This window comes from Rhodococcus ruber (assembly GCF_027270735.1).
GTDB lineage: Bacteria > Actinomycetota > Actinomycetes > Mycobacteriales > Mycobacteriaceae > Rhodococcoides > Rhodococcoides rubrum_A.
In genome coordinates, this window is record NZ_JAPWIJ010000004.1 from 182,228 (window position 1) to 201,363 (window position 19,136).

The window sequence follows — 19,136 nt, forward strand, 5'->3', positions numbered from 1 at the left end:
ACGCGGACACTAAAAAGCCCCGCACTGACAGTGCGGGGCTTTTCGATGGAGCCGATGACGAGAATCGAACTCGCGTAGCCTGTTTGGAAGACAGGGGCTCTACCATTGAGCTACATCGGCATGCAAACAACAGTCGTGGGATCGCCAGTTCCGTCGCCTGCGTTTCAAGACTGTACCCAAAGCCGTTGCCGGATTCCAAACCGGCATGCCGCACCGGGTTCGCCCGAACGTCATCGGTGGGGCGCCGATGAGGGGCTACTATCGGTTGCTGTTCAATGGTGTGGGTACGACGGGGTGTGGCGCAGCTTGGTAGCGCATCCGCTTTGGGAGCGGAGGGTCGCAGGTTCAATTCCTGTCACCCCGACAAATGAGGGCCGCAGGCACGGTTCGCCGTGTTTCGCGGCGAGCGAGGTAAGACCGCAAGCCAGCACCGTAAGCACCACCAGCAAGCAAGAATTACCAGAAGGAGCATGTCCCGTGAAGAGCACCGTCGAGCAGCTGAGCCCGACGCGAGTCCGTATCAACGTTGAGGTGCCCTTCGAGGAGCTCAAGCCTGATTTCGACCGCGCATACAAGGCTTTGGCTCAGCAGATCCGCCTCCCCGGATTCCGTCCCGGTAAGGCTCCGGCCAAGTTGCTCGAAGCGCGCGTCGGCCGTGGCGCGGTGCTCGAGCAGGTCGTCAACGACGCTCTTCCCGCCCGTTACTCCGAGGCCGTGACGAACGAAAAGGTCAAGGTCATCGGCCAGCCCGAGATCGAGATCACCAAGATCGAAGACGGTACGGAGCTCACGTTCACCGCCGAGGTCGACGTTCGTCCCGAGATCGCACTGCCGGACTACTCGGCCATCAGCGTCGTCGTCGATCCGCTCGAGATCAAAGACGAGGCCGTCGACGAGCAGCTGCAGTCGCTGCGCCAGCGTTTCGGCACCCTGACCGGCGTCGATCGCCCGGTCCAGTCCGGCGACTTCGTCTCGATCGACCTCTCGGCCACTGTCGACGGCGAGAACGTGGAAGAGGCAACCGCGAGCGGACTGTCCCACGAGGTCGGCTCCGGCCAGCTGATCGAGGGACTCGACGACGCGATCATCGGCGTCTCCGCGGACGAGTCGAAGGAGTTCACCTCGACTTTGGTCGCCGGCGAGTACGCGGGCAAGGAAGCTGTCGTCACGGTCAAGGTCGTGTCCGTCAAGGAGCGCGAGCTGCCCGAGGCCGACGACGAGTTCGCCCAGCTCGCCAGCGAGTTCGACACGTTCGACGAGCTGCTCGCCGACCTGAAGACGCGCGTCGAGCGAGTCGCGAAGGTCGAGCAGGCCGGTCAGATCCGCGACAAGGTACTCGAGACGTTGCTCGAGACGCTCGAGATTCCGGCTCCCGAGGCCGTCGTCAAGGCCGAGGTCGATTCCCAGGTGCACGAGGCCATCCACGGCCTCGATCACAACGAGGAAGCACTCGCCGAGCTGCTCGAGTCGCAGGGTTCGAGCCGCGAGGAATTCGACAAGGACGTCAAGGAAGGTGCCGAGAAGTCGGTGCGTACCCAGCTCCTTCTCGATGCGATCGCCGAGGCCGAGAACACGCAGGTCGGGCAGGAAGAGCTCACCGAGCGGATCATCTTCCAGGCGCAGCGCTACGGCATGCCGCCCGAGCAGTTCATCCAGCAGGTGCAGCAGGCCAACCAGCTCGGTGCGGTGTTCGCCGACGTCAAGCGCGGTAAGGCCCTTGCTTCGGTCGTCGAGCGCGTCACCGTGACCGACACCAACGGCGCGAGCGTCGACACGGCCGAGCTGTTCGGCAGCCCCGCCGATGCTCCCGACGAGGTCGAAGCAGCTGATTCTTCCGAGGGCGAACAAGAGAAGTAACGCTGACAGCGAACGACGGCGGTTCCGGGACTCCGGAGCCGCCGTCTTTCGTTAGTGTCTGTGTCAGGAACCAACGATTTGTTATGAAAAGGCAGGTACCGTGACTGTTCAGAATCCGGCGGCTTCGCACGAGCAGAGTCCCGTCATGACTTCGGCCGCAGCAGGGTTGAATCTCAGCGACTCCGTGTACGAGCGTCTGCTTCAAAACCGCATCATTTTCCTCGGTACCCAGGTCGACGACGATATCGCCAACAAGTTGTGCGCCCAGATCCTGTTGCTCTCCGCCGAGGATGCCACTCGCGACATCTCGCTGTACATCAACTCACCCGGTGGCTCGGTCACCGCGGGTATGGCCATCTTCGACACCATGGAATTCGCCGAGTGCGACATCGCGACGTACGGCATGGGCCTGGCCGCCTCGATGGGCCAGTTCCTGCTCTCGGCCGGTGCCAAGGGCAAGCGGTACGCCCTGCCGCACGCGCGCATCATGATGCACCAGCCCTCGGCCGGTATCGGCGGCAGTGCATCCGACATCGCCATCATGGCCGAGCAGTTCGCGCACACCAAGCGTGAGATGGCCGAGCTCATAGCTCAGCACACCGGCCAGACCGTCGAGCAGATCACCGAGGACTCCGATCGCGACCGGTGGTTCACCGCCCAGGCTGCCAAGGAATACGGGTTCGTGGATCACGTCGTCAGCCGCGCGCAGCAGGCCGGCGGAATCGGCGAGTAAATCGGCCGTTACCGGCGACCTCGATCACTCACATCTTGGAGAAACGATGACAAACCTGTTCGATCCCAACCAGTTGCCGTCCTCGCGGTACATCCTCCCGTCCTTCGTCGAGCACTCCAGCTACGGCGTCAAGGAATCGAACCCGTACAACAAGCTGTTCGAGGAGCGCATCATCTTCCTCGGCGTCCAGGTCGACGACGCGTCGGCCAACGACGTCATGGCGCAGCTGCTGGTGCTCGAGGGGCTCGACCCCGACCGCGACATCACCATGTACATCAACTCGCCCGGCGGATCGTTCACCTCGCTGATGGCGATCTACGACACCATGCAGTACGTCCGCGCGGACGTCGCCACCGTCTGCCTCGGCCAGGCGGCCTCCGCCGCTGCGGTTCTGCTCGCAGCCGGTACGCCCGGCAAGCGTGCGGCTCTGCCGAACGCACGGGTGCTGATCCACCAGCCTTCCAGCGGTGGAATCCAGGGTCAGGTCTCGGACCTCGAGATCCAGGCTGCCGAGATCGAGCGCATGCGTCGTCTCATGGAGACCACTCTCGGTCGCCACACCGGTAAGGATCCCGACGTCATCCGCAAGGACACCGATCGCGACAAGATCCTCACCGCGGAGCAGGCCAAGGACTACGGCATCATCGACACCGTGTTCGAGTACCGGAAGCTCTCCGCACAGAAGTAGGACCGCGAGTACCACCGGTCGGGCCGTGAAGGCCCGGCTCGAGTTCCGGCGCCGGGCGCGAGTGAAAACTCCGCCCGGCGATCGTGATCGGCGGCCCGAATGTCGGAACAGACGAAATCGGGTGGCGAATCACCGGAAACAACCCGCCCATGTTCGGCGAACACGGGTAGCGTCGCACCCAAGAACTCGGGCGATCGATATCGGCATCACGAAAGCCCGGGAAGTAGCCCACGACGTCTCGGCACAGTCCGACGGCGTGGGGCGTACGCGGACAAGGAAGTAGGAACCTCCGAATGGCACGCATCGGTGACGGTGGCGATCTGCTGAAGTGCTCGTTCTGCGGCAAGAGCCAGAAGCAGGTCAAGAAGCTCATTGCTGGACCAGGGGTGTACATCTGCGATGAGTGCATCGACCTGTGCAACGAGATCATCGAGGAGGAGTTGGCCGAATCGAGCGAAGTGAAGCTCGACGACCTACCCAAGCCCTCCGAGATCAAGGATTTTCTCGAGAACTACGTGATCGGTCAGGACGCTGCCAAGCGCACGCTGGCCGTTGCGGTCTACAACCACTACAAGCGCATCCAGGCCGGCGACAAAGCCCGTGATGTGCGGGGCGAGTCGGTCGAACTGGCGAAGTCCAACATTCTGATGCTCGGACCGACGGGCTGCGGCAAGACGTATCTCGCGCAAACGTTGGCCAAGATGCTCAACGTGCCGTTCGCCATCGCCGACGCCACCGCGCTCACCGAGGCGGGTTACGTGGGCGAGGATGTCGAGAACATCCTGCTCAAGCTGATTCAGGCGGCCGATTACGACGTCAAGCGCGCCGAGACCGGCATCATCTACATCGACGAGGTCGACAAGATCGCGCGTAAGAGCGAGAACCCGTCGATCACGCGAGATGTGTCCGGTGAAGGCGTGCAGCAGGCATTGCTGAAGATTCTGGAAGGAACTCAGGCCAGCGTGCCGCCGCAGGGCGGTCGCAAGCATCCGCATCAGGAGTTCATCCAGATCGACACCACGAACGTGCTCTTCATCGTCGCCGGTGCCTTCGCCGGTCTCGAGAAGATCGTGTCCGATCGCGTCGGCAAGCGTGGTCTGGGATTCGGCGCCGAGGTTCGCTCGAAGGCAGAGATCGACACCCAGGATCACTTCGCCGAGGTCATGCCGGAAGATCTGATCAAGTTCGGCCTGATCCCCGAGTTCATCGGCCGACTGCCGATGATCGCGTCGGTGACGAACCTGGACAAGGAGTCGCTCGTCACGATTCTGTCCGAGCCGAAGAACGCGCTCGTCAAGCAGTACCGTCGTCTGTTCGACATGGACGGTGTGGAGCTCGAGTTCACTACCGAGGCCTTGGACGCAATTGCCGATCAGGCAATTCTCCGCGGTACCGGTGCTCGTGGTCTCCGCGCGATCATGGAAGAAGTTCTGCTGCCGGTGATGTACGACATCCCCAGCCGAGACGACGTCGAGAAGGTTGTCGTCACTGCGGAGACGGTCAACGACAACGTGCTGCCGACCATCGTGCCGCGCAAGCCGGAGCGACCGGAGCGTCGCGACAAGTCGGCCTGACGTTCTGCTGAACGACACGAGCCCCGATCATCGAAACGATGATCGGGGCTCGTGTCGTCGTGGGGCCTGTTCAGCCGACGGTCACCACGTGCGGGTGTCGGTCGACTGTGGGGAATCGTTCCGCCACCAGTGGGTCGTGACCGGGCACGATGTGCTCGGAGCTGTCGGCGAGTTCTCGAATGCGATCGAAAGCTCCGAACATGTCCGGTAGGCAGTGCAGTATCGCGAACGGGTTGTCGGACTCGATGTTCTCGTAGAAGTGACTGGCATCGGAGGCCAGGACGACGTTGCCGCGCGCGGTGCGTAGCCGAACTACTTGCATTCCCGCGGTGTGGCCGCCGACGGAGTGCACCGACAGGCCGGGGAGTAGTTCTCGATCGCCGTCGACGAGGTCGAGTCGCGAGCTCGCAGCCACGTGATCGATATCCGGTCGGGAATGCAACCACTGTTCCTGGGCGATGCGTCCAGCCCACGGACCGTTCCAGTACTCGAGTTCGCGTTGCTGCAGGACGTAACGGGCTCGCGGCATGTCTGCCACGACTCCAGTGTGGTCGTAATGCAGGTGGGTCAACACACACAGATCGATGTCCCCGGGCTCGATGCCCAGGCGACCGATGATCTCGAGCGGGGAGCCGAAGTAGTCGAGCCCTGGTATTCCACTGGCCGTGGACGGTGCGAGCCCGGCGTCGATCACGACGGTATCGGTCTGAGAGAGGGCGAGCCACACGTAGTACGCGGTGGGGTGTGGCTCGCCGCCACGGTTGTCCGGGTAGTGGAAGTGGGTGCTGCGCAGAGACGTTCGAGCACCGTACTGCACAGCGAACACTCGCCACAGGCCTGCGGAGTCCGGCCGGAGTGCGTCGGTCATCGGTCAGCTCGAGCTGGCGACGGATGTGTCGTCGGTTCGAGCTGATCGAGACACCGTACCGAGCTCGTCTGTGGGCGTACGGAACGTCTCCCTGGAGGTGGCGACGATGGCGACGTTGATGGCACAGAAAACGGCGGTGACGATGGCAACCGGTAGCCAGGCACCGATCTCGGCTCCGGCGATCGCCCCGGCGATGGTGGGCGCGAAACCGGCTATGGCGAAACCGATCTGGGTACCGAGGGCGGTGCCGGTCAGACGCACCCGAGCCGGGAACATCTCGCCGTAGAACGAGGGCCAGACCCCACCGGTGGCACTGTGGACGAAGCCGAACATCACGATGCCGAACACGAAGATCAGTGCGTAGCTACCGATCGAGATGGACCAGAGGTAACCGAACATGAGGATGGCGCAACCGATCGATCCGAAAAGGAACACCGGCTTGCGCCCGACGCGATCCGAGAGAGAACCGAAGAAGGGCAGCGAGAACAGTGCGACGACGTTGGCGAGCACGCCGACCCAGAGCATCGGAGTGCGTTCGAGGCCAACGGTATTGACGGCGTACGACAGTGCGTAGACGGTGAAGATGGTGCTGACCGAGGCGATGACAGCGGCGAACATGACGCGAAGAACGGCGCGCCAGTGGTCTGCCAGCAGTTCCGCCAGGGGCAGGCGCTGCGGTTCGTTGGAGGCAACCTCGTCCTCGAACACCGGGGTCTCGTCGAGCGAACGCCGGATGAGGAACGCGGCGACGACGACGAAAGCGCTGAGGAAGAACGGAATTCGCCAACCCCAGCTCAGCAGTTGATCCTCGGGGAGCATCGCGACCGGGAGAAACACTGCAGTGGCCAGGATCTGACCGCCCTGGGTGCCGCTGAGAGTGAAGCTGGTGAAGAACGCGCGGCGGTTGTCCGGAGCGTGCTCGAGTGTCATCGAGTTGGCCCCGGCCTGTTCACCGCCGGCGGAGAAGCCCTGCGCCAAGCGAAGCAGGACGAGGATGATCGGTGCCGCGATGCCGATGGATTCGTACGACGGCAGCACACCGACGCCGAGGGTCGCGATACCCATGAGCAGAACGGTGGCGACCATGACTTTCTTGCGGCCGTAGCGATCGCCGATGTGTCCGAGGACCACGGCACCGAGCGGACGCGCGAGGTATCCGACTCCGAAGGTGGCCAGGGCCAGCAGGGTCCCGGTCGCAGGGTTCGACCCGGGAAAGAAGACCCGGCCGAACACCAGGGCCGCGGCGGTGCCGTAGATGAAGAAGTCGTAATACTCGAGGGCGCTGCCCACCCAGGCTGCAGTAGCGGCCTTGCGTGGGTTGGCACCCGGTCGGAGGGGTGTGGGGGCCGGTCGTGAAGTGGCGGGGTCCATCGGTGTCGTCTCTCTTCGTGTGACGGGAAGCTGGGGTGAAAGCTCTACGCCGCGATCCAACCGATCGGATCGCTAATGTACGAAATGGTTAAGTAGGCGCTGAATAGATAGTGAACGTGACCCATGCCACGTGTCAACCCCGACGAGACCTGCAGTACTCGAGCGGGGCTCGCTCAGACTGTCGCAGTGGTGAGGAATGCGATGACCATGTCTCCGAGCATGGAGCGCAGGCGTTCTCGGTGTGCGGGATCGGTCAGATCTCGGCCGAAGAGGGCCTCGAACGTGTAGCGATTGGACAGTCGGAACACGCAGAAACTGCTGATCGCCATGTGAATGTCGAGGGCGTCGACATCGGTGCGAAAGATTCCTTCGGCCTGCCCGCGCGCAAGGATGTCGGCCAGCAGTTCCGCGGCTGGGTTGCCGAGATTGCTCAATGCCTCCGAGGTGCCGATGTGCTCGCCGCGCAGGATGTTCTCGGTGGACACCAACCGGATGAAGTCGGGATTCTGCTCGTGATGATCGAAGGTGAGCGACGCGATGGCCCGAATGGCCTCCACCGGCCCGAGTCCTTCGACGTCCACTGCTCGCTCTCGCTCGCGAATGCGTAGGTAGGACCGCTCCAGAACCGCCTTGTACAGCCCCTCCTTGTCGGTGAAGTAGTAGTACAGCATTCGCTTGGTCGTGTGCGTTCGTTCGGCGATCTCGTCGATACGTGCTCCGGCGAAGCCCTTGTCCGCAAACTCCTCGGTCGCCACCTCGAGAATGTTGTGCCGGGTCAGGTCGCTGTTACGTCGACGCTTGACGGTCGGTCCGCTGCGGTCGTCGGACGAGTCGGTGGCGCGCGGAGGCATGGATCAACTCTATCGCCGTCGATTGTGCGGAAAGGGTTGGGCGCGGGCCCATGGCGTAGTACCGTCGATCTAACTCACCAATTCGTACATTAAGGCTCGAGGAGATCGATATGCCGGAATCCCTGCTCTGTGGGCTGATCGGGACGGGTATAGGCAAGTCGCTCACGCCTGCGATGCACGAGAAGGAGGGCGCGGAGCAGGGGTTGACCTACCAGTACCGCATCATCGATCTCGATCGTCGAGGGCTGACCGTCGACGACCTGCCTCGTCTGGTCGCGACCGCCGCCGATCTCGGATTCCGTGGACTGAACATCACCCACCCGTGCAAACAACGCGTCATCGGCTGCCTCGACGGGCTCTCCGACGACGCTGCGCGTCTCGGAGCCGTCAACACCGTGGTGTTCGCGGACGGCCTAGCCGTCGGCCACAACACCGACTGGTCCGGATTCGATCGAAACTTCGGCCGCGGTCTGCCGAAGGCCGACCTGACCGACGTGGTGCAACTCGGTGCCGGGGGAGCGGGGGCGGCTGTTGCGTATGCCATGGCGCGCCGCGGTGCGGCCAGGCTCACCCTGGTGGACGCCGATCCTGTTCGGGCACAGCAACTCAAGGATTCTCTCTCGACCATGTTTCCCGGTGTCGAGATCTTCTCGGCCGGCCTCGACAGCCTCGGCCGCGTGCTCGAATCCGCGACCGGCCTGGTACACGCCACTCCGATCGGCATGGTGGAACATCCGGGATCGGCTGTGCCCGAGGGCCTCTTGCATCCGCGGATGTGGGTGGCCGAGGTTGTCTACCGGCCGGCCGAGACCGAACTGCTTTCGGCGGCAGCCAGAGTGGGCTGCCGCACGCTCAGCGGCACCGGCATGGCCGTCTTTCAGGCCGCCGACGCATTCGAGATCTTCACCGGACGCACCGCCGACGCCGATCGCATGATCGCCCACATGAGCTCGCTGATCGCACTGGAGGATCGTGCGACAGCAGGTGCTCCAGCATGACGCGCATCGCCACATCGGTGGCCACGGTATCGCTCAGCGGTTCGCTGGACGAGAAGATGCGCGCCATCGCAGACGCAGGGTTCGACGGCTTCGAGGTGTTCGAGCCGGACTTGATCAGCTCACCGGACCGTCCCGAGGACATCGCGAAGAAAGCAGCCGACCTCGGTTTGACCCTCGATCTCTATCAACCCTTTCGCGACGCAGACTCGGCCGACCCGGAACAGTTCGCCCGCAACCTCGTTCGTATCGAGCGCAAGTTCGACGTGATGGAGCAGCTGGGATGCGATCTACTGCTGGTGTGTTCCTCGCCGCTGGCCGGAGCCGTGCGCGAGGACGGCATTCTGATCGAACAGATGGCTATTCTGGCCGAGCGTGCGCACCACCGCGGAATGCGGCTGGCGTACGAGGCGCTCGCGTGGGGCACCCACGTCGATACCTACGGTCATGCCTGGGACATCGTTCGGCAGGTCGACCATCCGGCATTCGGTACCTGCCTGGACAGCTTCCACATCCTCTCCCGCGGTGACGATCCCGCGGGAATTCGCGCCATACCGGGCGAGAAGATCTTCTTCCTCCAACTGGCCGATGCACCTCACCTGGTGATGGACGTGTTGCAGTGGAGTCGCCATCATCGGTGCTTCCCCGGACAGGGCAACTTCGATCTTGCTCGCTTCGGAGCGGACGTGGTTGCCTCCGGCTACACCGGACCCTGGTCGCTCGAGATCTTCAACGACGTCTTCCGGCACTCCGATACCGCGCGGACGGCATCCGACGCCCATCGCTCGCTGCTCTACCTGCAGGAGCAAGTGCGCGCCATCGAAACGCCCTCTGCCGAAACGGATCTCTTCTCGCCTCCGCCGCCCGGCCCGATCGAGAACGTCGTATCCCTACGGATAGCGGCGGGGCCGGCGAAGGCAGCGCAGCTGGGTACCGTCCTACGTCAGTTGGGTTTCGACCTGACCGCCGCGCACAGCGAACACGGACTGTCGCTGTTCACCCAGGGTCCACTGGCGGTGGCGGTCGATACCACGGTGGACACACTGTGGACTGCGCCGGGCGTCCCGGCCCACCTGCCCGCGCTCGCTCAGATCGGCGTCCGGAGTGAGCGCCCCGATCTGTGGCTCACTCGGGCGCGCGCTCTCGGTGTCACCGCATCCACCGTCACCATGCCGGGTGTTGCAGACGCAACCGACGCGGTGGTGCGGCTTGCCGTGACGGGCGCGACATCGCTCGACCTGCGCAACCGAGACAGCGCGGGTGCCTGGCAGTCGGCGTTCGATCTGGTCCCCAGAACGGATTCGAAGAAACAGAACGCGGCAGTGGTCTCGGGCGTGGACCACATCGCACTCGCCGTACCCGCCGAGAGCTGGGACGGAGTGATGCTGCTGCTGCGCTCGGTATTCGGCATGGTTCCCCGCGACGGACAGGACGTCGTCGACGCGATCGGTCTGGTGCGGAGCCAAGCCCTCACGCTGGCCACCGCCGACGGCACGATTCGTCTCTCGCTCAACATGGTTCCCGGTCGCCCGTCCGCCGCGGACCCATTGCCGGCCGCCCGCCGCGGGGGCGTCGGACATGTGGCGTTCGGATGCGAGGACATCTATGCCGCCGCGACGGCGATGACCGAACGGGGCCTGACGCCCCTGCGTATCTCGCCGAACTACTATCGCGATCTCGACGCGCGATTCGGACTCGATTCCGCCGTGCTCGACGCGATGCAGCGCCTGGGAATTCTGTACGACGCCGACTCCGCCGGTGGTGAGTTCTTCCACTTCTTCACCGGGACAGTGGGTGACGACCTGTTCTTCGAAGTCGTTCAGCGCGTGGGAGGCTACGAGGGCTACGGCGAGACCAACTCGGCGGTGCGGCTGGCAGCTCAGTTGCAGGAGTGAGACGCCGCCTCGCCGGGTCGAATCAGGTGAGGCGCTCGAATACCGCTGCCAGTCCCTGACCGCCGCCGATACACATCGTCTCGAGTCCGTACCGAACCTGTCGGCGGTCCATCTCGCGGAGCAAGGTGGCAAGAATTCGGGCACCGGTGGCACCGACCGGGTGGCCGAGGGAGATACCGGAACCGTGCGGGTTCAGTCGCGAGTCGTCGGGTTCGATGCCCCACGACCGGGTGACGGCGAGGGCCTGGGCGGCGAATGCCTCGTTGAGCTCGATGATTCCCATGTCGGCGAGGCTCAGTCCGAGGCGTCCGAGCGCCTTCTCGCTGGCGGGCACCGGCCCGATACCCATGGTGCGCGGAGCGACTCCGGCGACGCCCCATCCGGCCAGTCTGGCCAGCGGCCGAAGACCCAGTGCAGCAGCCTTGTCCGGAGTGGTGACGATCGCAAGCGCGGCACCGTCGTTCTGTCCGCTGGCGTTCCCGGCCGTGACTGTCGACTCGGGATCGATCGACGCGCGAATCGCCTTCAGCTTCGCCAGTGACTCCACGGTGGTGTCGGCACGGGGATGTTCGTCGGTGGTGACGAGCAGTGGGTCCGACTTCCGTTGCGGCACCGATACTCCGACTATCTCCTCGGCGAACACCCCGTTGTTCTGTGCGGCGACCGCGCGCTGGTGGGATTGGACTGCCAGCGCATCCTGATCGGCTCGGCTGATAGAGAACTCGGCGCGAAGATTCTCTGCGGTCTCGATCATGCCGCCGGGCACGGGAAAGTTCTTGCCGCCTGCGGTCACTCGTGCCCGCGCGAGTCGGTCGGACAGGGCCACGGCCTCGGCTTTGACGCCCCACCGCATTCCGGTGGCATAGAACTCGGTCTGACTCATGCTCTCGACTCCGCCGGCCAGCACCAGATCGTTGCCGCCCGACTGCACCTGCATGCAGGCCTGCAGCACCGCTTGCAGGCCGGAGCCGCAGCGCCGGTCGATCTGCATGCCGGGGACGTCGATTCCCAGGTCGGCGTCGAGGGCGGCGATACGTCCGATCGCCGGTGCATCACCGTTGGGGGAGGCCTGGCCAAGGATCACGTCATCGATGTCGGAACCCGAAATGCCTGTTCGGGCAACGAGTTCGGCGATCACGGTGCTGGCCAGCGCCTGGGCAGAGATGTCGCGGAACTGACCGCCGAAGCGGCCGACCGGGGTTCGAAGTGGCTCGCAGATCACGGCGTCAGGCATGGCTGTTTCCTCGCTTGTCGTTGGGTCCGGTACTCACCCGGAGCAAATCGGTCTCGATGGCGCGGGTGGCGTCGAGCAAGGCCGGGAGTAGTTGGGTGCGGACCGCGTCGGCGGAATGGCGCGCGGCTTGAGTCGAGACGTTCGCCGCGGCGACGACTGCCCCGGTGCCGTCGTGGATCGGTGCGGCGATCGACCGTAGGCCCTCTTCGAGTTCCTGATCCACCAGACAGAAGCCTTCGTCTCGCACCCGTTGGAGTTCGCGTGCGAGCGCGTCGGCCGAGATGATCGTCTTGCCGGTGAGCGGCGTCAATCGAACTCGATCGAGATACCCCGTGAGCTCGTCGCTCGGAAGGCCCGCGAGCAGCACACGTCCCATCGAGGTGGCGAACGCGGGGAATCGCGTGCCGATGTTGATTCCGACAGTCATGATGCGGCTCACCGGAACTCGGGCGACGTACACGACATCGTCACCGTCGAGAATGGACACCGAGGACGATTCTCGGACCCGTTCTGCAAGAGCCTCCAGATGCGGCCCGGAGACCTCCGGCAGGGACAGGCTCGACAGATAGCTGTACCCCAGTTCGAGCACGCGCGGGGTGAGCCAGAACATGGAACCATCGGTTCGGACATATCCGAGCTCGACGAGCGTGAGCAGAAACCGTCGGGCCGTGGCGCGAGTGAGTTCGGTTGCTCTCGCGACATCGGAGAGCGTCCGACGCGGATGCTCGGCGTCGAAGGCCCGAATGACGGCAAGGCCGCGTCCGAGTGATTGAACGTAGTCCGACGACGGGGACGGCGCGTCGGCGTTCACGACGAACTCGTCTCGGTCTCGCCGGCAGCGACGGCGTCCGCGAGAGCGGAGGCGCCGAGAGCGAAGGCGCTGTTGCTGTTCGGAACTCCCGCGTACACGGCGGTGTGCAGAAACACCTCGGCCAGTTCGTCCGGTTCCAGTCCTGCGCGCAGCGCTGCGCGAATGTGCATATCGAGCTCGTGCTGGTTGCCTACGGCCGTCAGAATCGCCAGGGTCAGTAGTCTGCGGGTGTGGTGGTCGAGTCCGGGACGGTTCCAGATGTCACCCCATGCGGTGCGGGTGATGAAATCCTGGAACGGCGCGGTGAATTCGGTTCGTGCGGACATGCTTCGGTCGACGTGAGCGTCGCCCAGGACGCTGCGCCGCACCGCCATGCCGGTGTCGTGGGCCGCGGTCCGGCCGGCAGCGTACGGATCCGATCCGATGTGTGCGGCAATCGCTGCGGTGACGGGTCCGGCCTGCTCGACGTTGGCCAAGTGTGCTGCCGGGTCGAGCACTCGGAACGTCGATCCGGTGACACCATCGGCGATGATCTTCAGATCCTCGGGGGTGGTCGAGGGGTCCTGACGGCCTGCGATCACCAGGGTCGGGGAGCTGATTCGACCGAGGTCTGCGCGAGAATCCCAGTCGGACAACGCCTCACAGCATGCCGCGTAGCCCTCGTCGGAGGTGTCGACGATCATGCGCCGGTGTCGGTCGACGAGATCGGTGTCGCGCCCGGCGAGTTCGGGAGTGAACCACCGGTCGAGTACTGCGTCGGCCACCGAGGCCGTTCCGCCCGCGCGGACCGTGGCGGCGCGATCGAGCCACTGCGCGGGCTCACCGAACTTGGCTGAGGTGCACAGCAAGGTCAGAGTCCGCACTCGCTCGGGTCGGTGAATGGCGATCCACTGCGAGACGGCACCGCCGAGTGAGAGACCGACTATATGAACGCGTCGCAGGTCCAGTGAATCCAGCAGGGCCAGCACGTCTTCGGCCAGATCCGCGACGGAGTACGGGCCGGAGGGCACCGGTGATTCCCCGTGTCCACGGAGATCGACGGCGAGTACTCGGAGCGACGCGGAGAGCGGGCCGACTTGCGGGTTCCACATCGATCGATCGGAGCCGAGGGAGCCGATCAGCACGACTGTCTCGGCGTCGGTGCCCGGTCCTTCGACGAGTTGGTGAGCCAGTGCGACGGTCATCGTGAGCCCTTCGAGTCTGAGGTGTTGTCGGTGTCGAGAGCGAGCTCGGCCAGGATGGTGTCGACCAGATCCGACGCGTGGCCGAGATACCCGGCCGGGTCGAGCAACTCGCGCACCGTCGACTGTGCGAGAAATTCGGTGATTGCCGGATCGGTGTCCAACGGTGCTCCGGCAGCACATCGAGCGGTCACGATGTCCCGGGCATCGTTCGTATGGTGCGCCAAGGCTGCTGTGACACGCTCGGCAAGAAGCGCTCCGTTGGTCGTGTCGAGATTACGAGCCATTTTCTCGGGGTTTACGTGCACTCCGCCGAGGCTGGTGGCGATTCGTTGTGCCGCACCGCCGGTGAGACGCAGCAGGTCGGTGATCGTCTCCCACTCGGCGTGCCATGCTCCCGCGGCGCGCTGGTACTCGTGATCCATGTTCGAGAGCACCGTCGATACTGCCCCTGGCACTCGGCGGGCCGCGGCGCGAGCCGTGATGGCGGCGACGGGGTTTCGCTTGTGCGGCATGGCCGAGGATCCCCCCGGCGCGTCCTCGGACAGCTCGCCGAGCTCGGTGGCCGACATCGACACGATGTCCCCGGCGATCTTTCCTATCGCTCCCGCTGCCGTGCCCAACGCACAGGCGAGATCCGCGATTGCCGTGCGCTCGGTGTGCCAGGGCGCGACCTGCGGAGCCAGTGACAGTTCGGCGGCCAGCGCGGCGGCGATGGCCGGGCCGTGCGGATGCACGGCCGCGAGAGTGCCTGCGGCTCCGCCGTATTGAACCGAACATGTCCGCCGAACGGCCGTCAGGCGGGTGCGCGCACGATGCAGCCCCATCGTCCAGTTCGCGGCGACGAGGCCGAACGTGGTGGGCAGCGCCTGCTGGCCGAGCGTGCGCGCCGCCATGGGCGTGGTGCGATGTTCCAGTGCGAGATCTCGTGCAGCGCGGCACGCGTCGTCGAGCGAGGCTTCGATGGCGGCGAGCGCATCACGCGAGACCAGCATCAGTGCCGTATCCATGATGTCCTGGCTGGTGGCACCGGGATGCACTGCACTCCCGGGAACTGCGGACGGCGATACCGCGGTCCGCAGTATCTTCACCAGCGCGATGACGGGGTTTCCGCCGGCCGCGGCATCGAGCCCTAGCTGCGTGATGTCCAGCGACGAGCCGAGCTCCGCGGCTGCAGCGGCGACGACGTCCGCGTGGTCGACATCGACCAGCCCGACCGAGGCCGCGGCGCGCGAGAGTGCAGCTTCGACGTCGAACATCGCTGTCACCCAGGCACGGTCGCCGACGAGCGGCGCGATGACGTCGCTGCCGAACGTCGGGTCGAACAGTGCACCTCGCTCGGATGTCATTGTCCTCCTTCGTGAATCGCTTGTCACAGTTCGAAGAACGGGGTCTCGTCGCCGTCCGGGTCGGTGTTCTGCAGCACGATATCGAGGTGATAGCCGCCGTCGACCGACTGTGCAACGAGTCTGGCACGCTTGTGCTCGGGCAAGGCGGACAACACCGGATCGACGGCGTTGGCCTCGGCCTCGTCGGGAAAGTACACCCGCGTCACGACTCGCTCGAGCATCCCGCGGGCGAAGAGGCCGACGTCGATGTGCGGAGCCTCGACGGCGTTGTTCTCGGCGGGTAACGGTCCCGGCTTGATCGTCGTGATGGACATCGTCCCGGTCTCGTCGGCGAACGCGCGCCCGAATCCGCGAAAGCCCTCGGTGCGCGGCGCAACCGCGCCCCGCGGGTCGTCGGGATGATCGAACCGGCCGTCGGCATCGGCTTGCCAGGTCTCGATCATGGCGTCGGACATGGGGGTTCGCGAGCCGTCGATCACAGTGAACGTCACCGTGACGGCACCGTCCGTGCCCGGCGGCACCACATCCTCACCGTCGGGCCACAGCAGTCCGATGTGGACGTACGGGCCCACCGTCTGCGACGGGGTCTGTCCGAAGGAGGCGGTGGTGAAATCGGCTCCGATGACCACGGGGTAGCGCGGCGCGAATTCTGGGTCACTCATCGTGGTCGTCTTCCTCGAAGGGGGTGGCGTCCCGGCCGCGCAGCACGATGTCGAACCGGAAGCCGAGGGCCCAGTTCTCCTGCGTTGCCTCGTAATCGAACGTGCTGATCATGCGAGCGCGAGCGTCGTCGGGTGCGGCGTTGTAGATCGGATCCTGGAAGAACATCGGGTCGTCCGGGAAGTACATCTGGGTCACCAACCGTTGGGTGAACGCCTGGCCGAACAACGAGAAGTGGATATGGGCGGGACGCCACGCATTGTGATGATTGCCCCAGGGGTAAGCGCCCGGCTTGATCGTGGTGAATCGGTAGCGACCCTGCTGATCGGTGAGCACTCGGCCGACTCCGTCGAAATGCGGATCCAGTGGTGCCGGCCAACGATCACCTGAGTGCCGGTATCGGCCGCCCGCGTTGGCCTGCCACACCTCGACGAGCGTGTTCGGAATTGCCTTGCCGTCGCTGTCGAGTACCCGGCCGTGCACGATGATGCGCTGACCCTGTGCTTCACCGCCGTTCGCCAGAGTCAGATCGGCATCGGCTGCGGTGACCCGTCCTTCTCCCAGTACCGGTCCGGTGATCTCGGTGAGTCGCTGGGGGAGCAGCGTCAAAGGCTGAGCTGGGTGCCGCAGAGTCGTGGTGCGGTACTCGGCGAAGTCTCGCGGGGCGTTGACGCCCGCTTGATCCCGATACTCGGGCGGGAGATGAAGCATCGAAGGTTCCTCACGATCGTGGTGATCTACGCACTGGCCACCCTACGGCGCTGTTCGCATGGTGGCAAGGTGTTCACATCACGTACGAGTTCGGGTAACGTGGATCGCATGTTGGACAAAGTCGTGGCCAGCGCCACCGAAGCCGTATCGGACATCCCGGACGGATCCTCGCTCGCCGTGGGCGGATTCGGACTGGTCGGAGTGCCCGAAATCCTGATCGACGCAGTACTCGCGCAGGGTGCCACCGACCTCGAGACCATCAGCAACAACTGTGGAACCGACGGATTCGGTTTGGGAGTTCTGCTGGCGCAGCACCGCATTCGTAGAACGATCAGCTCCTACGTCGGGTCCAACAAAGAGTTCGCGAGGCAGTACCTGTCCGGCGAACTCGAAGTCGAACTCACCCCCCAGGGCACTCTTGCCGAACGTCTGCGCGCCGGTGGCGCCGGAATCCCTGCCTTCTTCACCCCAGCAGGCGTCGGGACGCAGGTTGCGGACGGCGGACTCCCGTTGCGCTACGACGGTAGCGGAGGAATCGCTCTGGCAAGTCCGCCGAAAGAGACACGCGAATTCGACGGCCTGACCTACGTACTCGAGCGCGGGATCGTCGCCGACTACGCGCTCGTGCACGCGTGGAAGGGCGATCGACACGGGAACCTGGTGTTCCACGCCAGTGCCCGAAACTTCAATCCGCCTGCGGCAGAGTCGGGGCGGATCACAATCGCACAGGTCGAACATCTGGTGGAGCCCGGCGAGATCGGGCCGGACGAGGTGCACACGCCGGGCATCCACGTGCAGCGGGTGGTCCACGTCGGACCGGTCCAGGTCGGCATCGAGCAGAGGACGGTACGAGCATGAGCGAGAAGATGACCCGCGAACAGATGGCCGCTCGGGTGGCACGGGAACTCGGTGACGGCCAGTACGTCAACCTCGGCATCGGCATGCCCACGCTCGTGCCCAACTACATCGCCACCGACATCTCGGTGATCCTGCACTCCGAGAACGGAGTCCTCGGAGTCGGCCCGTACCCCACCGAGGAAGAACTCGATCCCGAGGTCATCAATGCAGGCAAGGAAACCATCACCGTCCTCCCTGGTGCCTCCTACTTCGACTCCGCGCAGTCGTTCGGAATGATCCGTGGCGGCCAGGTCGACGTCGCAGTGCTGGGTGCGATGCAGGTCAGTGCCACCGGTGATCTGGCGAACTGGATGATCCCCGGGCACATGGTCAAGGGCATGGGCGGCGCGATGGATCTGGTGCACGGAGCGCGGCGCGTGATCGTGATGATGGAGCACGTCTCGCGCAAGGGTGAGCCGAAGATTCTCGAACAGTGCACCCTGCCGTTGACCGGCAAGGGCTGCGTGCACAGGATCATCTCCGACATGGCCGTGCTCGACGTCACCGAGAACGGTCTCCGTCTCGTCGAGACCGCACCGGGTGTGTCCGTGAACGATGTCGTGAACGCGACCGCAGCCGAACTACTGGTCGACGCTATCGCCTGACACCAGTACGCGGTCGGTGCATGAGTAGAGGTTCATCGACCGACCGCGGAGGAACCCGATGACCGTCAGACCCGACTCGGTCGCGAGATCCACCGCCAGGGACGACGGTGCCGAGACTGCCGCAAGGATCGGTATGCCTGCCATCACGGCCTTCTGTGCCAGCTCGAACGAGGCGCGGCCACTGACCATCAGCACCATGCCGCGCAACGGAATTCGATCGTTGGTCACGGCCCAGCCGACAACCTTGTCGACGGCATTGTGGCGTCCGACGTCCTCGCGCAACACCAGCATCTCGCCGTCGGCGGTGAACAGTGCCGCGGCGTGCAGACCGCCGGTCGCATCGAAGACTTTCTGCGCAGCGCGCAGTGTGTCCGGCAACCCAGCGAGGGTCTCCGAGGTGACGACGACCGTGTCGGCTGCGGGGGAGTGCTTGGTGCGCAGTCGAATTGCATCCAAGGATCCCTTACCGCACACCCCGCACGACGACGTCGTGTAGAAGTTCCGTTCGACGCCCGTCTCCGGGGGAGCGACGCCCTGGGCCAGCGTGAGGTCCAGGACGTTGTACGTGTTCGCGCCGTCGTCGTCGACCCCGTCGCAGTAACGAGCTGCAGCGATGTCGGCTCCCGAGGCGATCACGCCTTCGGTCAGCAGGAAGCCGTGGGCCAGCTCCACATCGTGTCCTGGCGTGCGCATGGTCACGGCCAATGCCTTGCCGTCGACCCGCAATTCGAGCGGCTCTTCCACCACCAGGGTGTCCGGGCGTTCGACGCGGTGCCCACCCCGGAGACGGACCACCGGTCTACGAGCAGTGATGCGGCCCATCAGTACCGGCTGTCTTCGTGGCGAATACGGTAGT

The 19,136-nt window shown here is 64.7% G+C and carries 18 protein-coding genes and 2 tRNA genes; 9 read left to right on the forward strand and 11 right to left on the reverse strand.

All coding sequences use genetic code 11. The annotated features are described in order from the left end of the window. Nucleotides 1-46 precede the first annotated feature (46 nt). A tRNA-Gly gene (locus O4220_RS10825) sits at nt 47-120 on the reverse strand. A gap of 170 nt (nt 121-290) precedes the next feature. Here O4220_RS10825 and O4220_RS10830 point away from each other — a divergent pair. The 5 genes from O4220_RS10830 to clpX all read left to right on the forward strand — a co-directional run bounded on the left by O4220_RS10830 (nt 291) and on the right by clpX (nt 4,852). Continuing rightward, a tRNA-Pro gene (locus O4220_RS10830) sits at nt 291-364 on the forward strand. A gap of 113 nt (nt 365-477) precedes the next feature. Further along, the gene (tig, locus tag O4220_RS10835) at nt 478-1,857 is read left to right on the forward strand and encodes a trigger factor (RefSeq protein ID WP_269604008.1); all 1,380 of its coding nucleotides are present in this window, start codon (nt 478-480) and stop codon (nt 1,855-1,857) included. A gap of 100 nt (nt 1,858-1,957) precedes the next feature. Next, on the forward strand, nt 1,958-2,590 hold the full coding sequence (locus tag O4220_RS10840) for an ATP-dependent Clp protease proteolytic subunit (protein WP_032379221.1): 633 nt from the start codon (nt 1,958-1,960) through the stop codon (nt 2,588-2,590). 46 nt (nt 2,591-2,636) lie between these two features. Further along, nucleotides 2,637-3,278: an ATP-dependent Clp protease proteolytic subunit gene (locus tag O4220_RS10845; RefSeq protein ID WP_008715342.1), complete on the forward strand. Its 642-nt coding sequence runs from the start codon at nt 2,637-2,639 to the stop codon at nt 3,276-3,278. Nucleotides 3,279-3,571: 293 nt separating this feature from the next. Next, nucleotides 3,572-4,852 (forward strand): ATP-dependent Clp protease ATP-binding subunit ClpX, encoded by a 1,281-nt coding sequence (gene clpX, locus O4220_RS10850; RefSeq protein ID WP_269604014.1) that lies wholly within the window; start codon nt 3,572-3,574, stop codon nt 4,850-4,852. Between the two features lie 70 nt (nt 4,853-4,922). On the opposite strand, the gene O4220_RS10855 is transcribed toward clpX, so the two are convergent. The 3 genes from O4220_RS10855 to O4220_RS10865 form a co-directional block, all read right to left on the reverse strand. Further along, complete coding sequence (locus O4220_RS10855; RefSeq protein ID WP_269604016.1) at nt 4,923-5,720, reverse strand: N-acyl homoserine lactonase family protein; 798 nt, start codon at nt 5,718-5,720, stop codon at nt 4,923-4,925. A gap of 3 nt (nt 5,721-5,723) precedes the next feature. Continuing rightward, the gene (locus tag O4220_RS10860; protein ID WP_269604018.1) at nt 5,724-7,091 is read right to left on the reverse strand and encodes an MFS transporter; all 1,368 of its coding nucleotides are present in this window, start codon (nt 7,089-7,091) and stop codon (nt 5,724-5,726) included. 173 nt (nt 7,092-7,264) lie between these two features. Continuing rightward, nucleotides 7,265-7,942, reverse strand: a complete 678-nt coding sequence (locus tag O4220_RS10865) for a TetR/AcrR family transcriptional regulator (protein WP_269604020.1) — start codon at nt 7,940-7,942, stop codon at nt 7,265-7,267. 110 nt (nt 7,943-8,052) lie between these two features. Between O4220_RS10865 and O4220_RS10870 the strand changes: the two genes are divergently transcribed. Next, on the forward strand, nt 8,053-8,940 hold the full coding sequence (locus tag O4220_RS10870) for a shikimate dehydrogenase (RefSeq protein WP_269604022.1): 888 nt from the start codon (nt 8,053-8,055) through the stop codon (nt 8,938-8,940). Then, nucleotides 8,937-10,832 (forward strand): sugar phosphate isomerase/epimerase and 4-hydroxyphenylpyruvate domain-containing protein, encoded by a 1,896-nt coding sequence (locus tag O4220_RS10875; RefSeq protein ID WP_269604025.1) that lies wholly within the window; start codon nt 8,937-8,939, stop codon nt 10,830-10,832. Before O4220_RS10870 ends, O4220_RS10875 begins: the two co-directional genes overlap by 4 nt. A 22-nt stretch (nt 10,833-10,854) precedes the next feature. On the opposite strand, the gene O4220_RS10880 is transcribed toward O4220_RS10875, so the two are convergent. From O4220_RS10880 to pcaH, 6 genes are read right to left on the reverse strand one after another with little or no spacing between them, the layout of a single operon-like run. Further along, nucleotides 10,855-12,066, reverse strand: coding sequence for an acetyl-CoA C-acetyltransferase (locus O4220_RS10880; protein ID WP_269604027.1), 1,212 nt, complete (start codon nt 12,064-12,066; stop codon nt 10,855-10,857). Continuing rightward, complete coding sequence (locus O4220_RS10885; protein WP_269604029.1) at nt 12,059-12,877, reverse strand: IclR family transcriptional regulator; 819 nt, start codon at nt 12,875-12,877, stop codon at nt 12,059-12,061. The genes O4220_RS10880 and O4220_RS10885 overlap by 8 nt, the downstream gene beginning before the upstream one ends. Further along, on the reverse strand, nt 12,874-14,061 hold the full coding sequence (pcaD, locus tag O4220_RS10890) for a 3-oxoadipate enol-lactonase (protein WP_269604031.1): 1,188 nt from the start codon (nt 14,059-14,061) through the stop codon (nt 12,874-12,876). Before pcaD ends, O4220_RS10885 begins: the two co-directional genes overlap by 4 nt. Beyond that, nucleotides 14,058-15,407: a 3-carboxy-cis,cis-muconate cycloisomerase gene (gene pcaB, locus O4220_RS10895; protein WP_269604033.1), complete on the reverse strand. Its 1,350-nt coding sequence runs from the start codon at nt 15,405-15,407 to the stop codon at nt 14,058-14,060. Before pcaB ends, pcaD begins: the two co-directional genes overlap by 4 nt. Nucleotides 15,408-15,430: 23 nt before the next feature. Beyond that, nucleotides 15,431-16,069 (reverse strand): protocatechuate 3,4-dioxygenase subunit alpha, encoded by a 639-nt coding sequence (gene pcaG, locus O4220_RS10900; RefSeq protein WP_269604035.1) that lies wholly within the window; start codon nt 16,067-16,069, stop codon nt 15,431-15,433. Then, the gene (gene pcaH / locus O4220_RS10905; RefSeq protein ID WP_269604037.1) at nt 16,062-16,778 is read right to left on the reverse strand and encodes a protocatechuate 3,4-dioxygenase subunit beta; all 717 of its coding nucleotides are present in this window, start codon (nt 16,776-16,778) and stop codon (nt 16,062-16,064) included. Before pcaH ends, pcaG begins: the two co-directional genes overlap by 8 nt. 108 nt (nt 16,779-16,886) lie before the next feature. Here pcaH and O4220_RS10910 point away from each other — a divergent pair, with 108 nt between their 5' ends. Together O4220_RS10910 and O4220_RS10915 are read left to right on the forward strand one after the other, a co-directional pair. Continuing rightward, nucleotides 16,887-17,636, forward strand: coding sequence for a CoA transferase subunit A (locus O4220_RS10910; protein WP_196249160.1), 750 nt, complete (start codon nt 16,887-16,889; stop codon nt 17,634-17,636). Beyond that, a complete protein-coding gene (locus O4220_RS10915) occupies nt 17,633-18,280 on the forward strand; it encodes a CoA transferase subunit B (RefSeq protein WP_269604041.1) in 648 nt (215 codons plus the stop codon). The genes O4220_RS10910 and O4220_RS10915 overlap by 4 nt, the downstream gene beginning before the upstream one ends. Here O4220_RS10915 and fdhD read toward each other — a convergent pair. Beyond that, entirely contained in the window at nt 18,257-19,102 is an 846-nt protein-coding gene (fdhD, locus tag O4220_RS10920; protein WP_269604043.1) for a formate dehydrogenase accessory sulfurtransferase FdhD, read from the reverse strand. The two genes, O4220_RS10915 and fdhD, sit on opposite strands and share 24 nt — an antisense overlap. Nucleotides 19,103-19,136 lie beyond the last annotated feature (34 nt).

Excerpts from the sequence above, each read along its gene's own strand:
- pcaH (WP_269604037.1), bottom strand. The coding sequence starts at position 16,778 with ATGCTTCATCTCCCGCCCGAGTATCGGGATCAAGCGGGCGTCAACGCC.
- O4220_RS10915 (WP_269604041.1), top strand. The coding sequence starts at position 17,633 with ATGAGCGAGAAGATGACCCGCGAACAGATGGCCGCTCGGGTGGCACGG.
- pcaB (WP_269604033.1), bottom strand. The coding sequence starts at position 15,407 with ATGACATCCGAGCGAGGTGCACTGTTCGACCCGACGTTCGGCAGCGAC.
- O4220_RS10860 (WP_269604018.1), bottom strand. The coding sequence starts at position 7,091 with ATGGACCCCGCCACTTCACGACCGGCCCCCACACCCCTCCGACCGGGT.
- fdhD (WP_269604043.1), bottom strand. The coding sequence starts at position 19,102 with ATGGGCCGCATCACTGCTCGTAGACCGGTGGTCCGTCTCCGGGGTGGG.
- pcaG (WP_269604035.1), bottom strand. The coding sequence starts at position 16,069 with ATGAGTGACCCAGAATTCGCGCCGCGCTACCCCGTGGTCATCGGAGCC.
- O4220_RS10875 (WP_269604025.1), top strand. The coding sequence starts at position 8,937 with ATGACGCGCATCGCCACATCGGTGGCCACGGTATCGCTCAGCGGTTCG.
- O4220_RS10855 (WP_269604016.1), bottom strand. The coding sequence starts at position 5,720 with ATGACCGACGCACTCCGGCCGGACTCCGCAGGCCTGTGGCGAGTGTTC.
- O4220_RS10845 (WP_008715342.1), top strand. The coding sequence starts at position 2,637 with ATGACAAACCTGTTCGATCCCAACCAGTTGCCGTCCTCGCGGTACATC.
- O4220_RS10870 (WP_269604022.1), top strand. The coding sequence starts at position 8,053 with ATGCCGGAATCCCTGCTCTGTGGGCTGATCGGGACGGGTATAGGCAAG.
- pcaD (WP_269604031.1), bottom strand. The coding sequence starts at position 14,061 with ATGACCGTCGCACTGGCTCACCAACTCGTCGAAGGACCGGGCACCGAC.
- clpX (WP_269604014.1), top strand. The coding sequence starts at position 3,572 with ATGGCACGCATCGGTGACGGTGGCGATCTGCTGAAGTGCTCGTTCTGC.
- O4220_RS10910 (WP_196249160.1), top strand. The coding sequence starts at position 16,887 with ATGTTGGACAAAGTCGTGGCCAGCGCCACCGAAGCCGTATCGGACATC.
- O4220_RS10880 (WP_269604027.1), bottom strand. The coding sequence starts at position 12,066 with ATGCCTGACGCCGTGATCTGCGAGCCACTTCGAACCCCGGTCGGCCGC.
- O4220_RS10865 (WP_269604020.1), bottom strand. The coding sequence starts at position 7,942 with ATGCCTCCGCGCGCCACCGACTCGTCCGACGACCGCAGCGGACCGACC.